The sequence below is a fragment of the Paenibacillus sp. NN59 genome (genome assembly GCF_057597225.1).
The window spans coordinates 1,266,459-1,286,758 of sequence record NZ_CP199678.1; the positions used below are offsets into that span (position 1 = coordinate 1,266,459).

General features: G+C 47.5%; 15 protein-coding genes. 11 read left to right on the top strand and 4 right to left on the bottom strand.

Annotation, left to right across the window (positions count from 1 at the left end; all coding sequences use genetic code 11):
* Window positions 1-73: 73 nt before the first annotated feature.
* On the bottom strand, window positions 74-2,260 hold the full coding sequence (locus ACT89M_RS05415) for a YhgE/Pip family protein (protein ID WP_308722358.1): 2,187 nt from the start codon (window positions 2,258-2,260) through the stop codon (window positions 74-76).
* Between the two features lie 76 nt (window positions 2,261-2,336).
* The gene (locus ACT89M_RS05420; RefSeq protein WP_154890699.1) at window positions 2,337-2,915 is read right to left on the bottom strand and encodes a TetR/AcrR family transcriptional regulator; all 579 of its coding nucleotides are present in this window, start codon (window positions 2,913-2,915) and stop codon (window positions 2,337-2,339) included.
* Between the two features lie 530 nt (window positions 2,916-3,445).
* Here ACT89M_RS05420 and ACT89M_RS05425 point away from each other — a divergent pair.
* The 3 genes from ACT89M_RS05425 (at window position 3,446) to ACT89M_RS05435 (ending at window position 6,115) form a co-directional block, all read left to right on the top strand.
* Window positions 3,446-5,026 (top strand): hypothetical protein, encoded by a 1,581-nt coding sequence (locus ACT89M_RS05425; RefSeq protein ID WP_487345043.1) that lies wholly within the window; start codon window positions 3,446-3,448, stop codon window positions 5,024-5,026.
* 183 nt (window positions 5,027-5,209) lie between these two features.
* Complete coding sequence (locus tag ACT89M_RS05430; RefSeq protein WP_353056751.1) at window positions 5,210-5,293, top strand: putative holin-like toxin; 84 nt, start codon at window positions 5,210-5,212, stop codon at window positions 5,291-5,293.
* A 249-nt stretch (window positions 5,294-5,542) separates the two neighbouring features.
* Window positions 5,543-6,115: a hypothetical protein gene (locus tag ACT89M_RS05435; protein ID WP_487345044.1), complete on the top strand. Its 573-nt coding sequence runs from the start codon at window positions 5,543-5,545 to the stop codon at window positions 6,113-6,115.
* A 433-nt stretch (window positions 6,116-6,548) separates the two neighbouring features.
* Here the strand turns inward: ACT89M_RS05435 and ACT89M_RS05440 are convergent, their stop codons facing one another.
* Entirely contained in the window at window positions 6,549-8,318 is a 1,770-nt protein-coding gene (locus tag ACT89M_RS05440) for a methyl-accepting chemotaxis protein (RefSeq protein ID WP_487345045.1), read from the bottom strand.
* 555 nt (window positions 8,319-8,873) lie between these two features.
* On the opposite strand from ACT89M_RS05440, the gene ACT89M_RS05445 reads away from it, so the two are divergent.
* From ACT89M_RS05445 to ACT89M_RS05460, 4 genes are all read left to right on the top strand, one after another.
* A complete protein-coding gene (locus ACT89M_RS05445; RefSeq protein WP_487345046.1) occupies window positions 8,874-10,553 on the top strand; it encodes a methyl-accepting chemotaxis protein in 1,680 nt (559 codons plus the stop codon).
* 174 nt (window positions 10,554-10,727) lie between these two features.
* Window positions 10,728-11,174 carry a hypothetical protein gene (locus tag ACT89M_RS05450; RefSeq protein ID WP_339836046.1) on the top strand — a complete coding sequence of 149 codons (447 nt, stop codon included), beginning with the start codon at window positions 10,728-10,730 and terminating at the stop codon, window positions 11,172-11,174.
* A gap of 92 nt (window positions 11,175-11,266) precedes the next feature.
* Window positions 11,267-12,511 (top strand): sensor histidine kinase, encoded by a 1,245-nt coding sequence (locus ACT89M_RS05455; protein ID WP_253496746.1) that lies wholly within the window; start codon window positions 11,267-11,269, stop codon window positions 12,509-12,511.
* On the top strand, window positions 12,508-13,227 hold the full coding sequence (locus ACT89M_RS05460; RefSeq protein ID WP_487345047.1) for a response regulator: 720 nt from the start codon (window positions 12,508-12,510) through the stop codon (window positions 13,225-13,227). Before ACT89M_RS05455 ends, ACT89M_RS05460 begins: the two co-directional genes overlap by 4 nt.
* Window positions 13,228-13,607: 380 nt before the next feature.
* On the opposite strand, the gene ACT89M_RS05465 is transcribed toward ACT89M_RS05460, so the two are convergent.
* A complete protein-coding gene (locus tag ACT89M_RS05465) occupies window positions 13,608-13,808 on the bottom strand; it encodes a cold-shock protein (protein ID WP_090917732.1) in 201 nt (66 codons plus the stop codon).
* Window positions 13,809-14,177: 369 nt separating this feature from the next.
* Here ACT89M_RS05465 and ACT89M_RS05470 point away from each other — a divergent pair, with 369 nt between their 5' ends.
* The 4 genes from ACT89M_RS05470 to ACT89M_RS05485 all read left to right on the top strand — a co-directional run bounded on the left by ACT89M_RS05470 (window position 14,178) and on the right by ACT89M_RS05485 (window position 20,265).
* Window positions 14,178-15,788 carry a response regulator gene (locus ACT89M_RS05470; RefSeq protein ID WP_154890707.1) on the top strand — a complete coding sequence of 537 codons (1,611 nt, stop codon included), beginning with the start codon at window positions 14,178-14,180 and terminating at the stop codon, window positions 15,786-15,788.
* The gene (locus ACT89M_RS05475) at window positions 15,785-17,608 is read left to right on the top strand and encodes a cache domain-containing sensor histidine kinase (protein ID WP_373323218.1); all 1,824 of its coding nucleotides are present in this window, start codon (window positions 15,785-15,787) and stop codon (window positions 17,606-17,608) included. The genes ACT89M_RS05470 and ACT89M_RS05475 overlap by 4 nt, the downstream gene beginning before the upstream one ends.
* The gene (locus ACT89M_RS05480; RefSeq protein ID WP_154890708.1) at window positions 17,595-18,800 is read left to right on the top strand and encodes a substrate-binding domain-containing protein; all 1,206 of its coding nucleotides are present in this window, start codon (window positions 17,595-17,597) and stop codon (window positions 18,798-18,800) included. The genes ACT89M_RS05475 and ACT89M_RS05480 overlap by 14 nt, the downstream gene beginning before the upstream one ends.
* A gap of 388 nt (window positions 18,801-19,188) precedes the next feature.
* Entirely contained in the window at window positions 19,189-20,265 is a 1,077-nt protein-coding gene (locus tag ACT89M_RS05485; RefSeq protein ID WP_154890709.1) for a galactose ABC transporter substrate-binding protein, read from the top strand.
* The last annotated feature ends 35 nt before the right edge of the window (window positions 20,266-20,300 follow it).

Sequence of the window (20,300 nt, forward strand, 5' to 3'; positions counted from 1 at the left end):
TAACCGTTTGTGTTGATATTTATATTAAATCCAACATGATAGCTAAGTTTTATACCAAAGCTGAATATCTTATCTAAGCTTGAAGCACAGCTTCACTACCAAGACTTTCGTTTTCTACCGTGCGATGTTTCAGGAAATACGTCAATGTACCGACCAGACCGAGAACAGCGAAGATGCACAGAATGCCGATCTGATCCCAGGCAACGCCGAATTGTCCGCTGGAGATGACCGCTTTGTATCCCGTTACGGAGTACGTCATTGGTAACCATGGGTTGAACACTTTCAGCCAGTTTGGAATGAGTTCCAGTGGGAACGTTCCCGCGCTGGTGGTGAGTTGGAAGATGAGCAGCAGGATGGCAATGAATCGTCCCGGATTTTCCAGCCAAGTGACCAATGCCTGAATGATGTACATAAAGCTCAGACTCGTCACAAAGCTGAACAGAAGGAATAACGGCACACTCTGTACCTTCAGGCCAAGCCCGTACAATACCAGTCCGGAAGCGAGCAAAGATTGAACGCCACTCATAATGGTGAAGGCAAGGGTTTTGCTGACAAATCGATTCCAGCCACTTGCGTCACTTACACTGCTGCCACGTGTTGGCACAACCAGCGTTGCAATCAACGCACCGACAAATAATCCGAGTGATAGAAAATAGGGCGAAAAACCTGTGCCGTAGTTGGGCACTTCGTTTAATTTGTGTTCATCGACATGAACAGGTTCGGCATACATCGTGACCAGTTCATCGGTCTTTTTGACACTGCTCGTTTGTTGCGCAGCGTCGTTTAATTTGGTGGCGAGTTCACCGGAACCGTCCGTTAATTTGATCGTGCCTTCTTGTAGCTTACCAGCACCATCAGCCAGCTTATGAGAACCGTCCGTAAGGGTGGAAACTCCGCCCTCCAGCTGGCTTACGCCAGACAACAGCTTACTTGCGCCAGTATTCAGTTGCTCTGATCCTGTTGCCAATTTGGCACTGCCAGCTGCGGCTTCGTTTAATTTGGCATTGAATTGGTTGAGTCCGGCACTGAGCTTTTCTTGTCCGCCGGATAACTGTGCAGCGCCTTGTACCAGCTGTTCTTCACCTTGAACCAACTGGCTACTGCCTTGATGCAATTGTTGCTGTGCAGCTTGCAGTTGCTGACTTCCGGCAACGAGTTGCTGTCCGCCTTGATATACCTGCTCACTGCCAGCGGCAACGGCCTGACTAGCCGCGAGTAACTGTTGAACAGCGGGGCTGGCTGCCAGTTCGGGACTGGCCTTTGCTAATTGAGCCAGACCTTGGGCGACCGCTTTTGCGCCTTCGCTGACTTTGCCGCTACCTTCCACGGAAGTTTGCAGTCCGGCGGTCAGCTTGGCACTGCCTTGTTCGGTAGCTGCGAGTCCGGCGTCCAGTTTGGACGCGCCTTCTTGCGCAGCTTGGATACCGGCATGCAGCTGTTTACTGCCAGCTGCAGCCTGCGTTGCGCCGTCACCCAGCTTGGTGCCGGCGGCAGCTAATTGTGCGAGACCACTGGATAATGTGCTCGCGCCGGAGTTAAGATCACCTGTGCCTTTGGCGAGGGTGGCTGTGCCTTCTTTTAACGAAACGGCGCCGGTTTGCAGCTTGCCTGCCCCGTCAGCCAGTTTCGCCAGGTTTTCTTTTAACGTAGCCGCCCCTTCGTCCAGTTTGCTTGCTCCATCATGGATTTTACCTGCGCCATCTCCGGCATCCGCCAAACCGTCCGAGATTTTCTCGACCTTATCCAGCAGGGTTTCGGTATATGATTCTGTGACTTTGGCAGAGACTTTGGAGCGAATCTGTTTCACCGCCGTACCACCGATCTGACCCGCAAGGAAGTTGTACCCTTCGTTGGGCTCGTAGATCAGCTCAGCCGGAGCCGGATGCTCATCCATCAGCGTGGTTGCTTTGGCAGAAAAATCTTCTGGAATGACAATGGTCATGTAATATTTGTTATCCTTCATGCCTTGTTCTGCCTGGTCGCGGGTGACGAACTGCCAGTTGAAATCATCGCTTTTTTTCAGCTCATCGACCAGATTCTGACCGACTTCAAGCGATTTGTCATTGTAAACTGCACCCCGATCCGTGTTGACCACGGCGACAGGTAATTCATTCATTTTGCCATATGGGTCCCAGAAGGCGTTCAGGAACAGTCCGCTATATAACACGGGAATGAACAGCACCACGAGAATTGGAATAAATACTTTTGGTTTCTTAAAGGCGGATTTCAGATCCTGCCCAAATACACGAAATGATTTCATGATGTTCTCTCCCTATCTTACGCTTATCCCTTGTTTCTCTATTTAGTATGGTATGTGTGCGTCTGCGGGCGTCTCTCTAGTTGGGGGATAATCCATTTTTGAGAAAAAGACCTACAAACGCTTTGATCTGATCCTTGTGCAAGGTAGGATGCGCTTTATTCCAATCGGATGTTAGGCTGACGTATAACTTCAGTAGCACAAACGAGACCAGCTTTGGATCGTCGCTCCGAATCTGCTGTAACTCCATGGCCCGACTAACCTGACGCTCGAGATATTCGAGAATGGCCTTCTCTACTTTTTGCAGACCCTCTCTCGCTTGGGGTGTTCCGAAATCGTTGACCTCTTGGAAAAGCTTGATCAGCAGCTCGTGCTCCTCCCGATATTCCAGCAACGAGTCCATACTCTGATGCACGTTATCCAGAAAAGAGTTTTCTTCCTTCACCGTCTGCTCCGTAATCCGTTTCATGTCTGCAATAATCGAGCGCAGGATCTCATCAAACAATTCTTCTTTGTTCTCGAAAAAGGTATAGATCGTTCCTTTGCCCACATTGGCCAGTCTCGCCACTTGCTCCATCGTTGTGGCTTTGTAGCCAAACAGGGCAAAGGATTTCTCGGCAGAGTCCATCACCTGTTGCCTTCGATCTATCGTTTTCACGGCTATGCACCTCCTTGGGGTCTGACGTGTGTAATCGGTGAAGCGGGTAAAACACAAATTACAATTGACCAGTTTACTGTTTTGGTCAGTTGGTCGTTATCTAATGTAGCACTTGTGTATGAGGTTGGATGTGATCTATGTCATAGTTTGGAAAGTGAACGTTGTGATGGTGGGGTGGGGAGAAGTTGGGAGAGTAGAGTAAGGTGCGAATGTGAAGCTCACATGAAAACCCCGGGGGATTCGCACCTTGAAAGTAGTGAAAATAGGGCATTTTGATGCCTTTTGGCAACAATATGCTGGAAAAAGATTGAATTCGCAGGCGGGAACACATAGAATAGTAGTGAAAAAACGTAGTTTTGTGATGTGTACGAACGTACTATACGTGTTTTTCGCTGTCTCACTCCGTATGGAGTGTGTGGATTGAAATCATAGGGGGGGAGTCGGTATCAAAATGAGCAATCGGCTACTCACTCGAGATTAGAAGTTTTGAAGATGTTATCCATATATCAACCGATGAGGAGTGTCAGGACATGTCCATACATCACATAGGTCAAAAGGTTACTTTTGCCGATATCAAAACGAGGTTACCTCACGAAAGCTGGATGTATACACAGAATGATGCACATGATGGTGAATTTGATGCCGAGGAAGTATGGCTGCATTCAGGTGATCTTCATATCAGTAAGCTGTTGCTGGATGAGGGGCCTTTTTTAATTATGGTGGAGGGAAATCTGATCGTTGATTGTTATATTGGAAACACCGAATCCGACGCGGCCTCTTCTAATCTGTTTGTGCTTGGTGATCTTACAACGCCTTATATGCTCGTGGGAGGGCAGGAAATATATATTACAGGTAATCTTTATGTGGAGGATATGTTCTGGGGAGATTACAACCATGGAGAATTGACGGTGAGAGGCAACGTAGAAGGTGGGCTGCTAGTAAGTACAGAGCAATATGGAATTCAGGTTCAAGGACAGCGGAAAGTGAAGCGTCAGCTTGAAGAGTGGGAGGATCTCGGACCATGGCAAGGCTTTGACATGCTGGAGTTATTTGTTCCTGAGTGTGTAATTGACGAAGATACAGAAGAGCCGTTTCCATGGCGAGAAGAGATGATAAAGAGGTTACAGCAGGGACAGCCTATCATTAAACGAGAGTATATTTATGCCGCAGAACTAGCGCCAGATGTACCGGATTGGTTCGAAAATCATAAGTTCACCGCTGAGAACATTGAGCGTCTTACTCACCCTTCATTATTACCTGTAAGAGAGCAGGGTGAGTTGCTGAACAGCTATGAGTTTTGGGTGGATGGACAGTTTTGCCGAGGTTCTGTCTACGGGGATGAGTATACGGAAGGCTATTTCCGGAGTCTGTATTTTCAAGACGACCAAGGCTGTGCATTGTTGCTCAAAATAGAGCCAGCAGGCCAAGCTTCAGGCTCTCTTAATGAACTTGCTGAGCAAGCGGGCACTCCTGTCTGGATGATCTCAGGCGCATATCGTTATGTGAACAGTGAGAACTCCGAATGGAGCGTATTTACGGAAGACTCACCTTCGGATATTCAGCAGTTAAGCAACCGTGGATGGGATACTTTGCTGCAGTCCGTATCGAATTACCAGTATGTCCGCACCTTGATTTCGCCGCAACGTATTCGTGAATTATTAGCGTTGCCTATCGCGGAGCCGTATGACGATTATTATGATGATGACCGGCATGGGTTGTGGATTGAAGACTTCTATTTTGCATTTCGACAAGCAGGTCAAATGTATAATGATGTTCCCCAGCCAGCTATGCTGCGTATTGGTAGAGAGTATACGGATACACAAGGGGAGACGAAGGTCGAGAAATACTTCTATACGCTACACCGGCATGCGGACGGCACGGAAATTGTGTTAATTGAATACTCGGCTCAGGAGCAAGAGGATGAGGAAGAGCCATTGTTGCTTGAACTTCATTATGTAGGTGGTCCTAAATTACTACATGCCGTTCAATTGCTGGAACGAGGACGCAAAGAGCTGATGCAAGCGAATCAGGATTTGCTGGATGGGGAATTGCCCTATGCTGTTGAATCCTTTGCGAAGCGATATTGGAAGTCCAAAGGATACCTGAAATAAAAGAGCTACACCATAAAACAAGGCGCCTAGACAGGATATTGCACCTGACCGAGCGTCTCTGTTTGGAGTTCGTCGATTGAAATATGTGAACTTAAGTAAGTTGTTAAAAAATAAAAAAAAGATGCTCGTCTGAGCACCTACACACTGGGATAATTTAAAATGTACAGCCAATTTGTGGTGTCTATGAATTTCTCTTTTTCAGATGTAATCATGTTCGCAACGTTAATTATTGCGCTCCTGACATACATTGATCGAAAAAAGAAATAACCCGCCATAGGTTGGAGGCCTAGCGGGTTATTTCTTCACCTTACGAAACACACTTGGAGGATTATCCATCGCAAATGCTGTACAGGAGTAGCCATTGGCCTGGCTACTCTTATTTTTCCTTACTTTCATTTTATTAAACATTCATGCGACATACAACCGATGTATACATATTTTTATTCTTTAACTTTAACAACGAAGCGCAATAGTACAATATTGATAGAGACTCGGAAAGGTGCTGACGAACAAACGATGAATAGCGAGCAAACCAAGTCACTTATCGGCGCGACCTCTTTGGAAGAGTATGTGCAAAAGGGAAAGTTGCCGCAGTGTTTACCAGCAGATGTTCAGATCACATTGGAGAAGGTTAGAGCACAGGCGGATGAAGTGTGGAGTGTGGAAGCGGAAAAACTCGAAGTAATTAGCTTTGATTACGAAGGATACACGGTGAATATGACATTCCAGATGGACGGGACGTACTTGTTTGATAGTGTGGATGTTTGGGCCGAAGTAGGGAACGGCGTAGGAGTAGCGACAGAAATAGATGTAGAGTCAGATTCAGGTTCAGTAGAGTCTACTTTAGTTACTTCTAAATTAGCTGCAATGGAGACAGTAGAACGTATTCAACAATTTGCGGCAAATTTGGGAATGCAGCTGGAATGGTTCGAAATGGGTGATGAGCGAGTATGCCTGATGCCAAGCGCGGTGACGTTACACTATTTGAAGCAGCAAAATAGATGGAAGCTGGTTAAAATTGCGGGAGCTTACCGAAGCGTGGACGAAGTTAGGGCCGGCCTGAGCCGCATAGCTGATGCGGTGAATTAGTCTCGGACGAGTGCTAACGATCACAGGAGAGCTTATTTGGTCAGTTTATGACCTTTTCCAATTCTAACGATCACCACAGATGTTATTTGGAAGAAATACAGCAGAAAACGTCGGAAAACAAGGTGTTTGGAACAAATAAGGTTTCTGGTGATCGTTAGAGTTCTATGAAGCAAAAAATCAGGCAAATAGCGTCTCCTGAGATCGTTAGAATTAACATCAATCAGAGCAAGCTAAAAAACCAAGGCATGAGTGCACAAACACTCATGCCTTGGTTGATGGTACTTCTATGGCGCATACCGCCTATGATCAGTATTTGGTGATTGCCTGCAATTCCTCACAATTTCTGCGGGTTCTTATGCAATACAATTCACAACGACCGCATAATCTGTACTTCTCTCCTCCGCGGTATGCCTGCCAAGCCAAACTTCTCAGCTTACGCTTCTTTTACCTTAAAGAACGAGATGAGTTCTTGCAATTGCTCGGATACTTCAGCTAATTCGTCGGATGCGCTGACGATGGCAGCCATGGAAGTTTCCTGTTCGGCGATGGAGTTCTCGATGAGTTTGCTGCTGCTTGCTGCTTTGCTGACACTTGCAGACAGTTCGTCTGCCGTTGCGGACATTTCTTGTGTGCTTGCCGAGATTTCCTCGGTGGAGCTGGAGATATCCTGAATCTGGTTCGCTACTTTGTTGGTAGCGGTCAAGATATCTTCGAAGAAAACTCCCGTTTTCCGTGTAACGTTGAGGCCTTTTTGTACTTCTTCCGAACCCCGTTCCATTGCGTCTGCCGATTGTCCGATATCTCGCTGAATCTCATCGATCAACGCACGAATCTGGGTTGCAGATTCTTGGGACTGCTCAGCCAGTTTACGTACTTCTCCAGCCACGACTGCGAAGCCTCGGCCTTCCTCCCCAACGCGTGCCGCTTCGATGGAAGCATTCAGGGCGAGCAGGTTGGTCTGTCCAGCGATATCCGTAATGATTCCGACAATGCTACTGATCTCATTGGAACGGTTCTCTAGAGATTGAATCGACGCATAAGTGTTCTGGACCGCACTTGAGATCAGGCCCATCTGGTCGATAACCTGTTGCATAATTTCATGTCCGTTGTTCGAGCGTTGCTCCATGCTGAGCGCTTCATCGGCAACTTCAGCCGAGCTTCCGGCAATGTTCTGCACTACGGTAGACATCTCGGTCATAGCGCGTGCACTTTCCACAGTTGCTTTGTCCTGAGAGACGAGACCTGTTGAGATTTCACGGATGTTGGTGCTGATCGATTGAATATTATCGTTGTTTTTCGCCGAAATATCCAGTAGTTCTTTCGACGAATTCGAGAGATGACGAGATGTATTTTTTACCTTGAACAGAGTCGTGTTGAAACGCTCGATCATCTCATTGAACTTGTCGTTAATGACTCCGAGATCATCTCGTCCTGTCCGAATCGTAACGTTTAGATTACCTGTGCTTACTTCCTCAATGCCTTTCATGAGGTCACGAATCGGGCGCATGGTTTTCTTCAGCATAATAAATTGCAGTACCATGAACAGAATCAGGAAACCGACCAGATACATCAAGCCGTACAACAGTAATTTATTCAGCCCATTAGGAACGGCACTTGCATCAACATCAAAGTACAGCGCTGCGTAGATGGAGCCATCTGCCTTTTTGATTGGATACATCAGTGTTGTCCATGTTCCGAAATCATCGGTATAAAAATCACTAAACGCAGGTGCGCCGGTTGCATTCATATCATCGAGACCATGCTCAATCTGAGGAGATAACGGATAGTTTGTACCGGGCAGATACTTATCTTTCTCAAACGGTTCAACCAGACTGGTTGGAATCGCATAAATCGGAGCACTCTTTTCTTGATCCAGCTGTGAACCGAAAATGTAAGCTTGCGCGATATTGGGATTAAAGGTGTGGATGGAATCTAGATATTCCTTAAGCTTACTCTGATATGTATCGGAATAACTCTTCTCGGATGTGGCCTGTTCAACCTGACTTGTGTCCAGATCCTGAGACCATTTCAAGGTCGTAATCTCGGCTTGATCTTGCAATTGCTTGATTAATATACTTTTTTGCAACTGATAAGCTGCGGTGATCAGAATAATTCCAATCAGAGCGATGCTCCCGAATGAAATGATCAGATTTTTGGCGAAAAATGGAATGGTGCTCCAGCGAAGCTTTTTAAACAAGGTCATTCACTCCTCCTGTAAAATTAAAAAGGACTTCACCTGGACGTCGTATACGCTAGTGTTGCATTGCTTTCATGATGGATAGACATCTCCAATTACGATGAGATTTTCAATGTCGTTACAGATAAGAAGACTATAGTTGCTAATTATATTGTGTTTGTTCTTCACGTATATGAACTCCAGGTAAGTTCTACTCCTCAGTTATATCGTTATTTCGACATATTAATGTTAGATTTTTCAAACAAAATAGGACTTATGGACTGGAACTTTTGGATTATCTTCGTATTTTACGTAAGAAGTGTCATATTGTTATGAGTGTTCTCTCCTGATTCGAATTACGAAAATGTTATTTTCTAAACAAAGAGTTATCTGCACTTTTAGGACATGTGGCATGGAATGGTTAATATTTCAGAAAAAATGTGATAAAGGTCACAGTCAGGTTATAAAAAATGTGTATGTCACCGCCGATAAGTCTATATGTGAAATCTCTAAGCAGAACCCAATCTGTCAGAGATCAAGACAATTTAATCGTGAAAAGGGTGGCTCACACACATGCGTAGCATGAGTATTGGTACTAAAATCAGTTTGATCGTGATTGGTATTTTCATTTTGTTTTCCTCGGCCGTAGCGGTCAGCGTTGTGATGGAGATGCGAAATGGCATTAAGACCTTCGCTACCGAAAAGGCGAAACGGGACCTCGAGATGGCGAATCACATTTTGTCATACAAATACCCGGGAGACTGGGCCATTAAAGATGGACAGTTGTACAAAGGCGGTGCATTGCTGGAAGAAAATTTTGATCTGGTGGACGAAATCGGCAATGCGTCAGGGGATACCGTGACCCTTTTTCGCGGAGATGAACGAATCGCTACGAATGTAATGGTTGACGGGAAACGCGCCATAGGTACGAAGGTGTCCGAACAGGTGGCACAGACTGTTTTGCAGAAGGGTGAAAAGTATTTCGGGGAAGCTGTTGTTGTCGGACAGAAGACTCAAACTGCTTATGAACCCATTAAAAACGCATCAGGAGAGATCATCGGTATTTTCTATGTGGGTGCTTCCCAATCATTAATTGATGTGATTATCTCTTCGTTTCTTCGAACCTTTCTGATCGTCGTTGGTATTGCGATGTTGATTGCCATTGTGTTGATCGTTTGGTACGTCCGCAGGGTGAGAGCCAGAATTAACCGGGTATCTCTTGCCATTAAACGTGCAGGAACGGGAGACTTCACACATCCAGTGGTCGATCATGTTAGAGATGAGATTGGCATGCTAAGTGCCGGTTACAATGAAATGAGAAGTAGCTTGCAGGGCATTATTCAAGGCGGTCTGGACGCAGCGGATAAAGCAGGTCATTCCACGGGATTGCTGCTACAGATTGCGGAGCAGACCGCAAGTGTGTCAGAACAGATTGCTGTCTCTGTGGAACAGGTCGCGCGAGGGGCCGTAAGTCAGACTGTAAGTACGGACGAGAATCTGCAAGCGATGGAAGAGGTGGCTATCGGCGTACAGCGTATAGCAGATAGAGCTTCCAGCATTGCAGATGCAGCAGTGTACTCACGGGAGCAAGCGGACACTGGAGGACAAGCGGTACAGCTAACGGTGGAACAGATGGCAGCCATTGAAGCTTCCGTCAGTGCGACGGATGAAGTGATTCGTATGCTGGAGGAGAAGTCTGCTCAGATCGGTCAGATGGTATCTGCTATTCATGACATTGCAGGCCAGACGAATCTGCTCGCGCTTAATGCTTCCATCGAGGCTGCAAGAGCGGGAGAGCAAGGTAGAGGTTTTGCCGTTGTATCTACCGAAGTGCGGAAGCTGGCTGAACAGGCTGGACAATCGTCGAGCCAGATTGAAGCGCTTGTCGGAGCGATGGAACAGGACATGTTGCATTCCTTGGCAGCGATGGCCAAAGTGAAGCAAGAAGTAAGCGAGGGTTTGCGACTTACAAAAGAAACCGAACAGAGCTTTACCCAGATTCGGGATACGAACCTGCGCATTGCAACAGAGATCGAAGATATGGCGGCGACCAGTGAAGAGATGTCGGCAGGTGTAGAGCAGATTGTGGCATCGGTGAACGAGATTGCACGTCATGCACAGACGGCCAGCACCAATTCTCAACATGCCGCCGGGTCTGCACAAGAACAACTCAAATCTGTGGAGCAGATCAAGGAGTCCGCAGCGATGCTGTCTGATGTTTCGGCAGAACTGCAAGCATCCCTGAAACCTTTTAAGATATAACATGTGGCCTAGGCTGCTTCTCTATAATCTTTCAACACGATCCACCTACAGATTGAAGTGAAATTGCATCAAGTCCACCTGCGGGTGGACTTTTATTTACTTTGGGCTGGTTATACTGTTCCTAGATGGAGCGGTAAGAAGAGACGTAATATGAAAGAAAGTGAGGAATGTTAGATGTTGAATATGGTGATTACAGGTTTGATTATTGTATTGTTATCGATGAGGGAAAAAGAGGTTAAGCTTGATCGCATGTGGATACTACCTGTGATTGTTGCGGTTGCCATCTTTTTCAATATATCTCAAGTACCTCTTACAGGGCTGACGTTGCTTTTTTATATTATGTTTCTGGTCATTGGTTGCGGTATAGGCTTGTGGCGTGCCTGGATGGAACGGTTGCGGGTGGATGCGTTGACTGGCAAAGTGATGTCTAAAGGTTCCATGGGCACAGCTATTGTACTTATCATCATTATGCTGGTTAAGCATTACATCAGTACACTGGATGTACATCACAGTGTGGTTGCTCTGAGCAGTGCATTGCTATTTATACCGCTCGGGAGTATTGCTGCTCGTCGGTTTATCATTTATTATCGGGTTCGTCACATGCAAGCTGTCAAGGTATAGTTTTCAACGTATAGTCGAAATTAAACTGGAATCCTTACGAGGAGTCATCTGATCAGGCTCGCTGGATTCAAGGTGATGCGAAAGGGAAACTTATGCAGAATCAAATGGTCACGTTGAATAACATACGAAAATTTATAGCTGATCACACAGGGGATATGATTCTCAGTCTGTTGCTACTGTATAATCTGGTCAGTCCAATGGAACCATTCACCTGGCCCGGTTTGTGTGCAGGTCTCGTTATCCGTTTACCTTACTTTGTACTGGTCTGGACACCGAACTGGCTAAAAAAAGATCGGATTCGTACGATCATGATTGGTTTAACCTGGGCGGCTACGCTTCTCTATGCGGCATTGTTCCATGCAGAGTATCGTATTTTTGAGCTTACCTTTTATCTCATCGGATATGCTGCGTTGAATCTGCCCGTATTCCGTTCCTGGTGGCTGGGGTTAATCATTCTCGTGGGTAACGGGCTATTATTGTATGCTGCCGGAGTGGAGTTACATCTGATTTGGTTATATACGATGGCTTATATTGTTACGTACATTTTCTGCTGGGGAGCACGGATCAAGCGGGAGAGCAGGCGAGAGAGCGAGCGTCATTATGCCGAATTACAGGCTGTACATGACGAATTGAGCCAGGCACATGATGAGCTTCAGCATACGCATGAAGAACTGGAGCGGGCAACCGTGCGTTTAATGCACTATGCGGTGATTGAAGAGCGGGGACGAATATCGATGGATTTGCACGATAGTATCGGGAATCGTCTGACATCGGCTATTGTGCAACTTCAAGCTATTCCATATATGATGAAGGTGGACGCTACTGAAGCGGATAAAGCCATTGGCACCGTGCTGGATGTGGTGCGGCAAAGCTTGCAGGAAGTGCGGACGGTTGCTCATCAGATGGGGAGCAGTGAAGCTGGGCTTGGACTGGTTGCGCTGAACAGTCTGGTCAGTGAAGTACAGAAGCTAACCGGTTGTTCCATTGAACTGCGCTATGCTGGTCAAAAGGAAGCATGGTCACAGGAGACGTCCGAACTACTGTACCGGATTCTACAGGAGGCGTTATCGAACATTATTCGTCATGCACAAGCTACCCAAGTAAGCGTACATATCAAGGAACAGGAAGAGGATCTGTTCATGCAGGTAGAGGATAACGGCGTATTCATCCAGCAACAACCGCTTGTACCTGGTTTTGGTTTATCCAGTATGAAAGCAAGGTGTGAGAGGGTTGGAGGATCCATGACCATCGAAGCGATCCATCCGCATGGGATGAAGCTGACTGTCTGCATTCCGCATGGTGGCATAAAATCGACTTCAGGAGGTGGTGAGCTATGACAGAGAAATCAACGATTCGTGTGCTTCTAGTGGATGACCAGCATCTGGTCAGGCATGGGTTGCGTTTTATTATTAATGCCCAGCAAGATATGGAAGTGGTTGGTGAGGCAGGGAGCGGACATGAGGCGGTGAGGCTTGCGGCAGAGTTAAACCCCCACGTCGTGTTTATGGATGTGCAGATGGAGGACGGGGACGGACTGGAAGCCACACAGGCTTTACTGGATTTGCAGCCCGAATGCAAGGTCGTCATATTAACGACGTTTGATCAAGAAGATTATGTATATCAGGGAATACGTGCCGGGGCCGTAGGTTATCTGTTGAAGGACGCCGCGCCGGAAGAACTGATTGATGCGGTCAGGGCGGCTTATCGCGGTGAAGCGATCTACAGAACCGCAGTTGCCGCGAAGGTGATCGGAATAGCAGTACGGTCGCCCGGAACATCAGCCCAGGATGAAAAAAAAGCCAAAGAAGCCGTGAATTCAACCTTCGGACAGGAAACGAGAGAGCTCGCATCGCTCGCAGATGCCTTCACGGGACGTGAACTTGAAGTGTTACAACAGATGGCTTACGGTCTAAGGAATGAAGAGATTGCCCGAAAGTTGTTCATTGGCGAGAGCACCGTAAAGACGCATGTGCATCGCATTTTGCAGAAAATTCAGGTGGAGGATCGCACGCAGGCAGTGGTTTTTGCCATTCGAAACGGTTATGTAAAATAAGCATACAGATGTAGGACTACAAATAAAATAGAAATAGGCCCTGTACCGTTCAAGCGGTTCAGGGCCTTCTGCTTTTGTCGGATAGGTTGCTGTCTTTTCGTGGTTAACGTTCGGCCTTGTAATTCGTGTGATCCGTATGTTTGGCTGGATCAGCCGCACGCGCAGGACGTGAGTGAGCTTCGGTACGTTCAGTGCTCGTTTGCTGAGGCGAGTAGAAGTTAATGATGTCGTCAACCGTGGAAAATACAACGTGTTCACTTGCTTTATAATGATCTGTTGGAATAAAAACCTCTTTTCTGTGATGGATATAGATAAAATAAAAACAAAGTAAGTGTCGGTGGGCATAAATAAAGGGCTGCCGGAGGCAGCCCTCGTATCAATTACAGTTTAGTAACGTTCTCCGCTTGTGGACCACGGTTACCTTGAGTTACTTCGAACTCTACACGTTGACCTTCGTCCAACGTTTTGTAACCATCACCTTGAATGGCGCTGAAGTGAACGAATACGTCTGTTCCTTCTTCAGTTTCGATGAAGCCAAATCCTTTGTCTGCGTTGAACCATTTTACTGTACCTGTTTGCATGTGATTCCTCCAAAAATAATAAGTTTTGTACGACCATTGGTATGAGCTGCATTCAATAATTAATGCTCATTCGGTGGTTAGACCGTAGACGTTCTGTCCACTAATGTATCGACCTATATCATCATAACACGCGTACCAATATAAGTCAATTTTTGAATGTATTTTCTAAAAAAAAGAGCGCCCATAGAAGCGAAATCCCTTGCCAGACGGGATAAAATGATTCATCGGTAGATCATATTTTCTCACCAAAAAGAAAGCGATTACATGAATTGAATTTTATTGTATATTATGTTGGAAACCTTGCGCTTTATGATATCGGTTAAAGACCGTGCATATTCGTTCGTTAGAGAAAAAGGGAGGAAGCATATCATGTACCGGGTTCTGCTCGTGGATGATGAGGAAGATGTTCGTGAAGGGTTGGTTGTCGAGGTGGATTGGGAGGCACTGGATCTACGCATTGTGGGTCTGGCCGAGAATGGCCGTGAGGCTCTGGAGATGGCAGAGAGGATAGAACCCGACATCGTGATTACTGACATCAGCATGCCGTTTATGGATGGATTGGAGCTGGCACGAAGATTAAGAGAGCGAAATCCACTAGTGAAGGTCGTTATTTTAACGGGATATGATGAATTTGATTACGCTCGGCAGGCGGTATCGCTTAGTGTGGATGAATATTTGTTGAAGCCCTTCTCGGCTGGACATCTTACCGAACTGCTCACCAGATTGCGCGCCCAGATGGAGGCAGAGATTGCGGAACGTGAAGACGTACAGCAGCTACGAGAACACTATCGCACCAGTTTGCCTTTATTACAGGCAGATTTGATTGCAACGTTGTTACATCGCCAGAAATCATCAGCATATATATTAAGTCGGGCAAGCCAGTGCGGACTGGAACTGGGAGGTAAACGTTATGGCGTATCGATCCTTACATTGCATCCGACCGAAGATCCAGAATTGAAGCTGTTTGCAGCGCTGAATATTGCGGCAGAGGTGTGGGCAGATCACAAGGCAGGCTATGCCTTTATGCACCAAGAGACGGTTGTATTGCTCTACGTGGAACCGCTGGACGGAATAGAAGGGAAGGCGGGAAACCCGCAACAGCATGCACTGGAAAATGTAGTACGAAGCATCCGTCACTATTTGCGTATGCCTGTAACGATTGGATCGAGCAGGCTTGTGAACACCCTTCCCGATGTGAAACATGCCTATGAGGATGCCTTGCTGGCGCTGGATTACCGACTTGTGCCAGGGACGGATTCCTTGATCTACATTGGGGACGTGGAGCGGCAGGCCGCAGGCAAGCTACGTTTTGATGAATTGAAACAACAGACATTGACCCGCTGTTTGAAGGCGGGAACGCAGGCAGAGCTGGAGCAAGGGCTACAGCTCATTTTCCGGGAAATTACGGTGGACCACGGGCGCAGTGATATTCAGTTGTATTTGATCGAAGTATTAACTACCGTTTGGAAGGCCGCACAGGCTTCGGGTGAAGAGATGGAGGATATATTCGGTGCCGGATTCCAGCTGTATACGGATCTGTTCCGACTTCCGGGTCTGTCCGAGGCACAGCATAAGGTGAGTGAAGTCTGTCTGCTTGTACAACAGCGGATATCCAGCGGGCGTCAGCATGTATACAAAGATATTGTGGAGCAGGCGCTCACGTTTACGAAGAAACATTATGCCGATCCGGATCTGTCCATTCAGAAGGTATGCGCACATCTACATATCAGCTCCGGTTATTTTTGCAGCATTTTCAAAAAAGAAGTACAGCTTACCTTCCTGCAATATCTGATGCAGATTCGAATGGATGAAGCCAGGGAACTGCTTCGCTCTACGGAGCTGAAGTCGTTTCAGATTGCCGAGAAGGTGGGCTTTGCCGAGCCGAATTATTTCAGCTTTTGTTTTAAAAAGCATACTGGCGTCTCGCCCAAAGAGTATCGGAAACAGGCCATTACGACCCCAGAAGGTTCCCTTCAATGAACTGGAGCGCGTTAACCGCACGAATCGAGTCTATTGTGATGAAGCTCCGCTTGGTCGTTCGTTCGTCCAAGGTCAGCAGCATTCGTTCCATTATTACGTGGTCTTTCTCCATCTTCATTGTGCTGGTACTCACCATTATGGCGATATTACTGCATGACAAATTCACCCAGGCTGCGGAGCGCAGTGCAGAACTGTCGACCAGACAGATTGTGGATCAGGTCAGTTATAACCTGGAGGATTACGTGCGCAGCATGTCCCATCTGTATCGTGCCATTGAGGAACATATGCTACGGGACGGTACATGGGAAGGGGAACAGGTGGACAAACAGCTGGATACATTGCTCAGCAGCCGGGAAGATATCATTTCCATTACACTGCTCGATGCCGACGGACAGTTGCTCAAGAACAGGCCGGCTGCCGAACTGAAGCGCAGTGCTCACGTCACTCAACAAGGATGGTTTCAATCGGCCCTACGTGTACCTAATCATCTAAGCTTTTCCTTGCCTCATATTCAAAATATGTATGCCGGACCCTATCAATGGGTCGTTTCCATGAGTAAGGGCATTACCATCCAACAACAGGGTCAGAAGAAGCAAGTCATCCTGCTGGTCGATATCAATTTCAAACAAATGGACGAACTGAGCAGCCGGGTCAGCCTGGGGCAACGGGGTTACGTCTATATTATTGATGAGAGTGCTGGCAATATTGTGTATCATCCACAGCAGCAACTCATGTATATGGGACTGAAAAAAGAAAACATTGAGCAGGCTCTCGTGGCTACGGGGAGTTACGAAGATGAGGCGGATGGGCAGAAAAGGCTGAATACCGTCAAATCGGTGGCCAATATCGGTTGGAAAATTGTCGGTGTGGCGTATCTGGATGAAATCATGACAACACGTCAGGAAGTGAACGGATACCTGATTCGTGTGCTGGTTGTTGTGCTGGTGCTTGTCATTGTGGTATCCCTGTTTCTCTCTTCGAGTCTGACACGTCCAATCCGGCGGATGGAACGGAAGATGAAGGCGGTGGAACGAGGGGATTTCAACGTGGAGCTGCCCATAACGGGACCGCTTGAGGTCGAGCGCCTGGCGCGTAGGTTCAACCTGATGGTGAACAAAATCCGTAACCTCATGGATGAGATCATTCATGAACAGGAGCAGAAACGCCGTCTGGAGCTGGAGGCGCTGCAAGCTCAGATTAATCCGCATTTTCTGTATAATACGCTGAATTCGGTTGTACGCATGGTGGGCATGAGCCGTAATGATGAAGTAATCACGATGATTACGTCACTCTCCCGATTATTTCGCATCAGTCTCAGCCAAGGTAAAACGATCATTACCGTCCGCGAAGAATTGGAGCACGCCCGTCATTACCTGACCATTCAGCAGATGCGTTTCAAACACAAGTTTACTTTCAATATTCATGCGGATGAGCAGGTGCTGGACTGCCTGACACTGAAGCTCATTCTACAGCCGCTCATTGAAAACGCCATCGTGCACGGTATCGAGTATCACATGGACGAGGGAAGTATCGAGGTGCATGTGCAACGTGAAGAGCAGATTCTGGTATTTCGCATTACAGATAACGGTGTAGGCATGTCGGAGGAACAGATGGCGGGATTGCTCAACGGCCGTCCGGTAGTGAAGAGCGGAGCGGGTTCCGGTGTCGCTGTACGCAATGTGCATGATCGCATCAGGCACTACTATGGTGAGGGATATGGTCTGGAATTTGCAAGTGAGCTGGAGGAAGGCACTACGGTATGGATTCGGATTCCTGTTCAGGAGGAACAGAAGGAGGACGGGATGAATGATGGACGATAGCCTAATCAGTAGCAAAACCACTGGTGAAACCAGCAGCAAAATGAATAACCAGAACAAGAGCACATGCCGTGTATTGGCCAAAAAAAGCCAGGCCACTCTTCCCGGTTCCCCGGGATTGTGGCTATTCAAAGCCTTGTGCCAGGCAGCTGCAGCCTGCTGCCTGTTCATCTGTGCCGCCTGCGGCATGGCAGGAGCGGATCAACCGGCGTCGCCACAGCGCATAGCGCTGATTACGCCTGCGGGCACGGGGGAGCTCGCCGAAGCGATCCGCCTGGGAGCTGAGGCAGCCGCCAAAGAGCGCGGCGCACAGCTCATCACCGTTGAAGCGTATCCCGTGGACTCCGCTTCACACACCTCAACTAATGCGGACTATGCAATAAGTCCGCCACCTGTGGCAACACCAGCCACGGCAAATCGGGATTATACCCGCAGTGAGCGTGAACAAGCCCAGGTCCAGGCAGCTGAACTCGCATTGAAACAAGGGGCAACCGCACTGCTGGTTGATCCGTTAAGTAAAGATGTTCTTGGCGAAATCATTCGGGAGGCAGAGACGGTGAGAACAGATGGAGGTATCGTACCTGTTATTGTGTTGAACGATGAGTTCCCCGTCAAAGGCATCACCAGTGTCATCTCCATGGATAATCTTGAGGCAGGACGTCAAGCCGGGCAGGCCATGGCCGAATTACTGGAAGGCCATGGCCTTATTGCTTTAGTAGGCCCGGACCCGCTAAGCGCAGGCCTGGTTCTGAGGGAACAAGGGATTGAGGAAGCGTTGCAGCAATACCCGGGCATCGACCTCATTCCCAAATCAGTATGCAACAACAGGGATGCGTGCTGGCAAACAGTCAAGCAACTACTGGATCAGCATGAGCTGACCGGAATCATTGCCCTGCAAGAGCCGGCATCGCTCGGGGCGGCAGATGAATTGCATCGTCGCAAGGATGGAAGGCAGATCAGCATTGTTGGGTTCGGTAGCGAACAACAGCAGTTAGAGCAGTTGCAGGAAGGCGTTTTTCAACGATTGATTGTGCAGAATGGGTACAGTGCTGGTTACCTGGGGCTTAATCAGGCACTTGCCAAACTGAAGCGGGAGCATGTTCAGACAAGGGTCATCCTGGAAACCAAGGTCGTTAGCACAGACAATATGTTCTGGATGGATAATCAAAAGCTCTTATTTCCGTTTGTTCAATGAATATAATTCTCCTGATTCATGTGAATTTGCTATATAAGTTGAACTGTTTATTTTACACATTAACGGAGAGGACAGAAAAAAACTGGAAAAGCGAAGCGCTCGCCTAAAAGCTTTCTGAAAGAAAGCTACATCGGAAGCATATGCTTATCACCTGATTTTTCCCTATGAAAAAGGGAATCGAAAAAATCTGGGGATAACCGCTACTCTCCAGTTTATTCTGTCATCGGAGTGGACCGTGTAAAAAACTTTTAGTTCAACTTATATAGAATAGATGAACTGATGAGGATTTCGATAGAACAGATGAAGATATTGTATTCGAAAACAATGTAAACCCTTTCATAATAAAGACATCGGTAAAGCCGAATGAACTTGGGGGAGGTCATGAAGAATGAAAAAGAAAACGTGGATGACATTATTGCTTACGGTGTGCATGGCTGTGGCGGCAGGGTGCAGCAACGGAGGAGACAGCGCTGGTGGGAACGGAAGCGCGGGAACAGACAGTGGCACGAAGGCGGAAGCCGGAACGCAAACGGAAAACCCGAAAATTGGCGTTGCCATCTATAAGTTTGACGATACGTTTATGACAGGAGTAAGGAACGCAATGACTGCAGCGGCGGAGGGCGTAGCTACCCTTGATATTGTAGACAGTCAGAATGCGCAGCCGACACAGAACGAGAAGGTCGACCTGTTTGTATCCAAGAAATACAATGCCATGGCGGTGAATCCGGTAGACCGGACCGCAGCAGGTGTCATTATCGACAAGGCGAAAGCGGCTAATATTCCGGTAGTATTCCTGAACCGTGAGCCTGTAGCAGAGGACATGAACAAGTGGGATAAAGTGTATTATGTCGGTGCGAAAGCGGAAGAGTCCGGTACAATTTCTGGTCAGTTGATCGTGGATTACTGGAAAGCACATCCGGAAGCTGATAAAAACGGCGATGGCAAGCTGCAATATGTCATGCTAAAAGGTGAACCGGGTCATCAGGATGCCGAGCTACGCACCAAATATTCGGTTCAAGCCATACAGGATGCGGGCATTGAAGTTGAAGCACTGGCCGAAGATACGGCGATGTGGGATCGGGTAAAAGGCCAAGAGAAAATGCAGGCATTCCTTGCTTCGCATGGCGACAAAATCGAAGCGGTACTGGCGAACAATGATGACATGGCACTTGGTGCGATTGAAGCATTGAAAGCAGCGGGTTACTTCAAGGATGGCAAAACGATGCCTGTCGTAGGTGTGGATGCTACAGCTCCAGCAATTCAGGCGTTGCAGGATGGTACCATGCTGGGCACCGTGCTGAATGATGCCAAAAATCAGGGAGCGGCAACGGTTGCGCTGGCGGCTGTTCTTGCCAAAGGCGAGACACCAACCAAAGAAAATACCAAATTTGATATTACAGACGGGAAATATGTCTGGATTGCTTACAAAAAAATTACGAAAGACAACATTGCCGACGCCCAATAATAGTAGCAGAGAGGGACGTATGTCATCTTGGCAGC

What these genes read in the sequence shown, in the direction of transcription:
- ACT89M_RS05415 (WP_308722358.1), bottom strand. Translation starts at nt 2,260, where the DNA reads ATGAAATCATTTCGTGTATTTGGGCAGGATCTGAAATCCGCCTTTAAG.
- ACT89M_RS05425 (WP_487345043.1), top strand. Translation starts at nt 3,446, where the DNA reads ATGTCCATACATCACATAGGTCAAAAGGTTACTTTTGCCGATATCAAA.
- ACT89M_RS05430 (WP_353056751.1), top strand. Translation starts at nt 5,210, where the DNA reads ATGAATTTCTCTTTTTCAGATGTAATCATGTTCGCAACGTTAATTATT.
- ACT89M_RS05435 (WP_487345044.1), top strand. Translation starts at nt 5,543, where the DNA reads ATGAATAGCGAGCAAACCAAGTCACTTATCGGCGCGACCTCTTTGGAA.
- ACT89M_RS05440 (WP_487345045.1), bottom strand. Translation starts at nt 8,318, where the DNA reads ATGACCTTGTTTAAAAAGCTTCGCTGGAGCACCATTCCATTTTTCGCC.
- ACT89M_RS05445 (WP_487345046.1), top strand. Translation starts at nt 8,874, where the DNA reads ATGAGTATTGGTACTAAAATCAGTTTGATCGTGATTGGTATTTTCATT.
- ACT89M_RS05450 (WP_339836046.1), top strand. Translation starts at nt 10,728, where the DNA reads ATGTTGAATATGGTGATTACAGGTTTGATTATTGTATTGTTATCGATG.
- ACT89M_RS05455 (WP_253496746.1), top strand. Translation starts at nt 11,267, where the DNA reads ATGCAGAATCAAATGGTCACGTTGAATAACATACGAAAATTTATAGCT.
- ACT89M_RS05460 (WP_487345047.1), top strand. Translation starts at nt 12,508, where the DNA reads ATGACAGAGAAATCAACGATTCGTGTGCTTCTAGTGGATGACCAGCAT.
- ACT89M_RS05465 (WP_090917732.1), bottom strand. Translation starts at nt 13,808, where the DNA reads ATGCAAACAGGTACAGTAAAATGGTTCAACGCAGACAAAGGATTTGGC.
- ACT89M_RS05470 (WP_154890707.1), top strand. Translation starts at nt 14,178, where the DNA reads ATGTACCGGGTTCTGCTCGTGGATGATGAGGAAGATGTTCGTGAAGGG.
- ACT89M_RS05475 (WP_373323218.1), top strand. Translation starts at nt 15,785, where the DNA reads ATGAACTGGAGCGCGTTAACCGCACGAATCGAGTCTATTGTGATGAAG.
- ACT89M_RS05480 (WP_154890708.1), top strand. Translation starts at nt 17,595, where the DNA reads ATGATGGACGATAGCCTAATCAGTAGCAAAACCACTGGTGAAACCAGC.
- ACT89M_RS05485 (WP_154890709.1), top strand. Translation starts at nt 19,189, where the DNA reads ATGAAAAAGAAAACGTGGATGACATTATTGCTTACGGTGTGCATGGCT.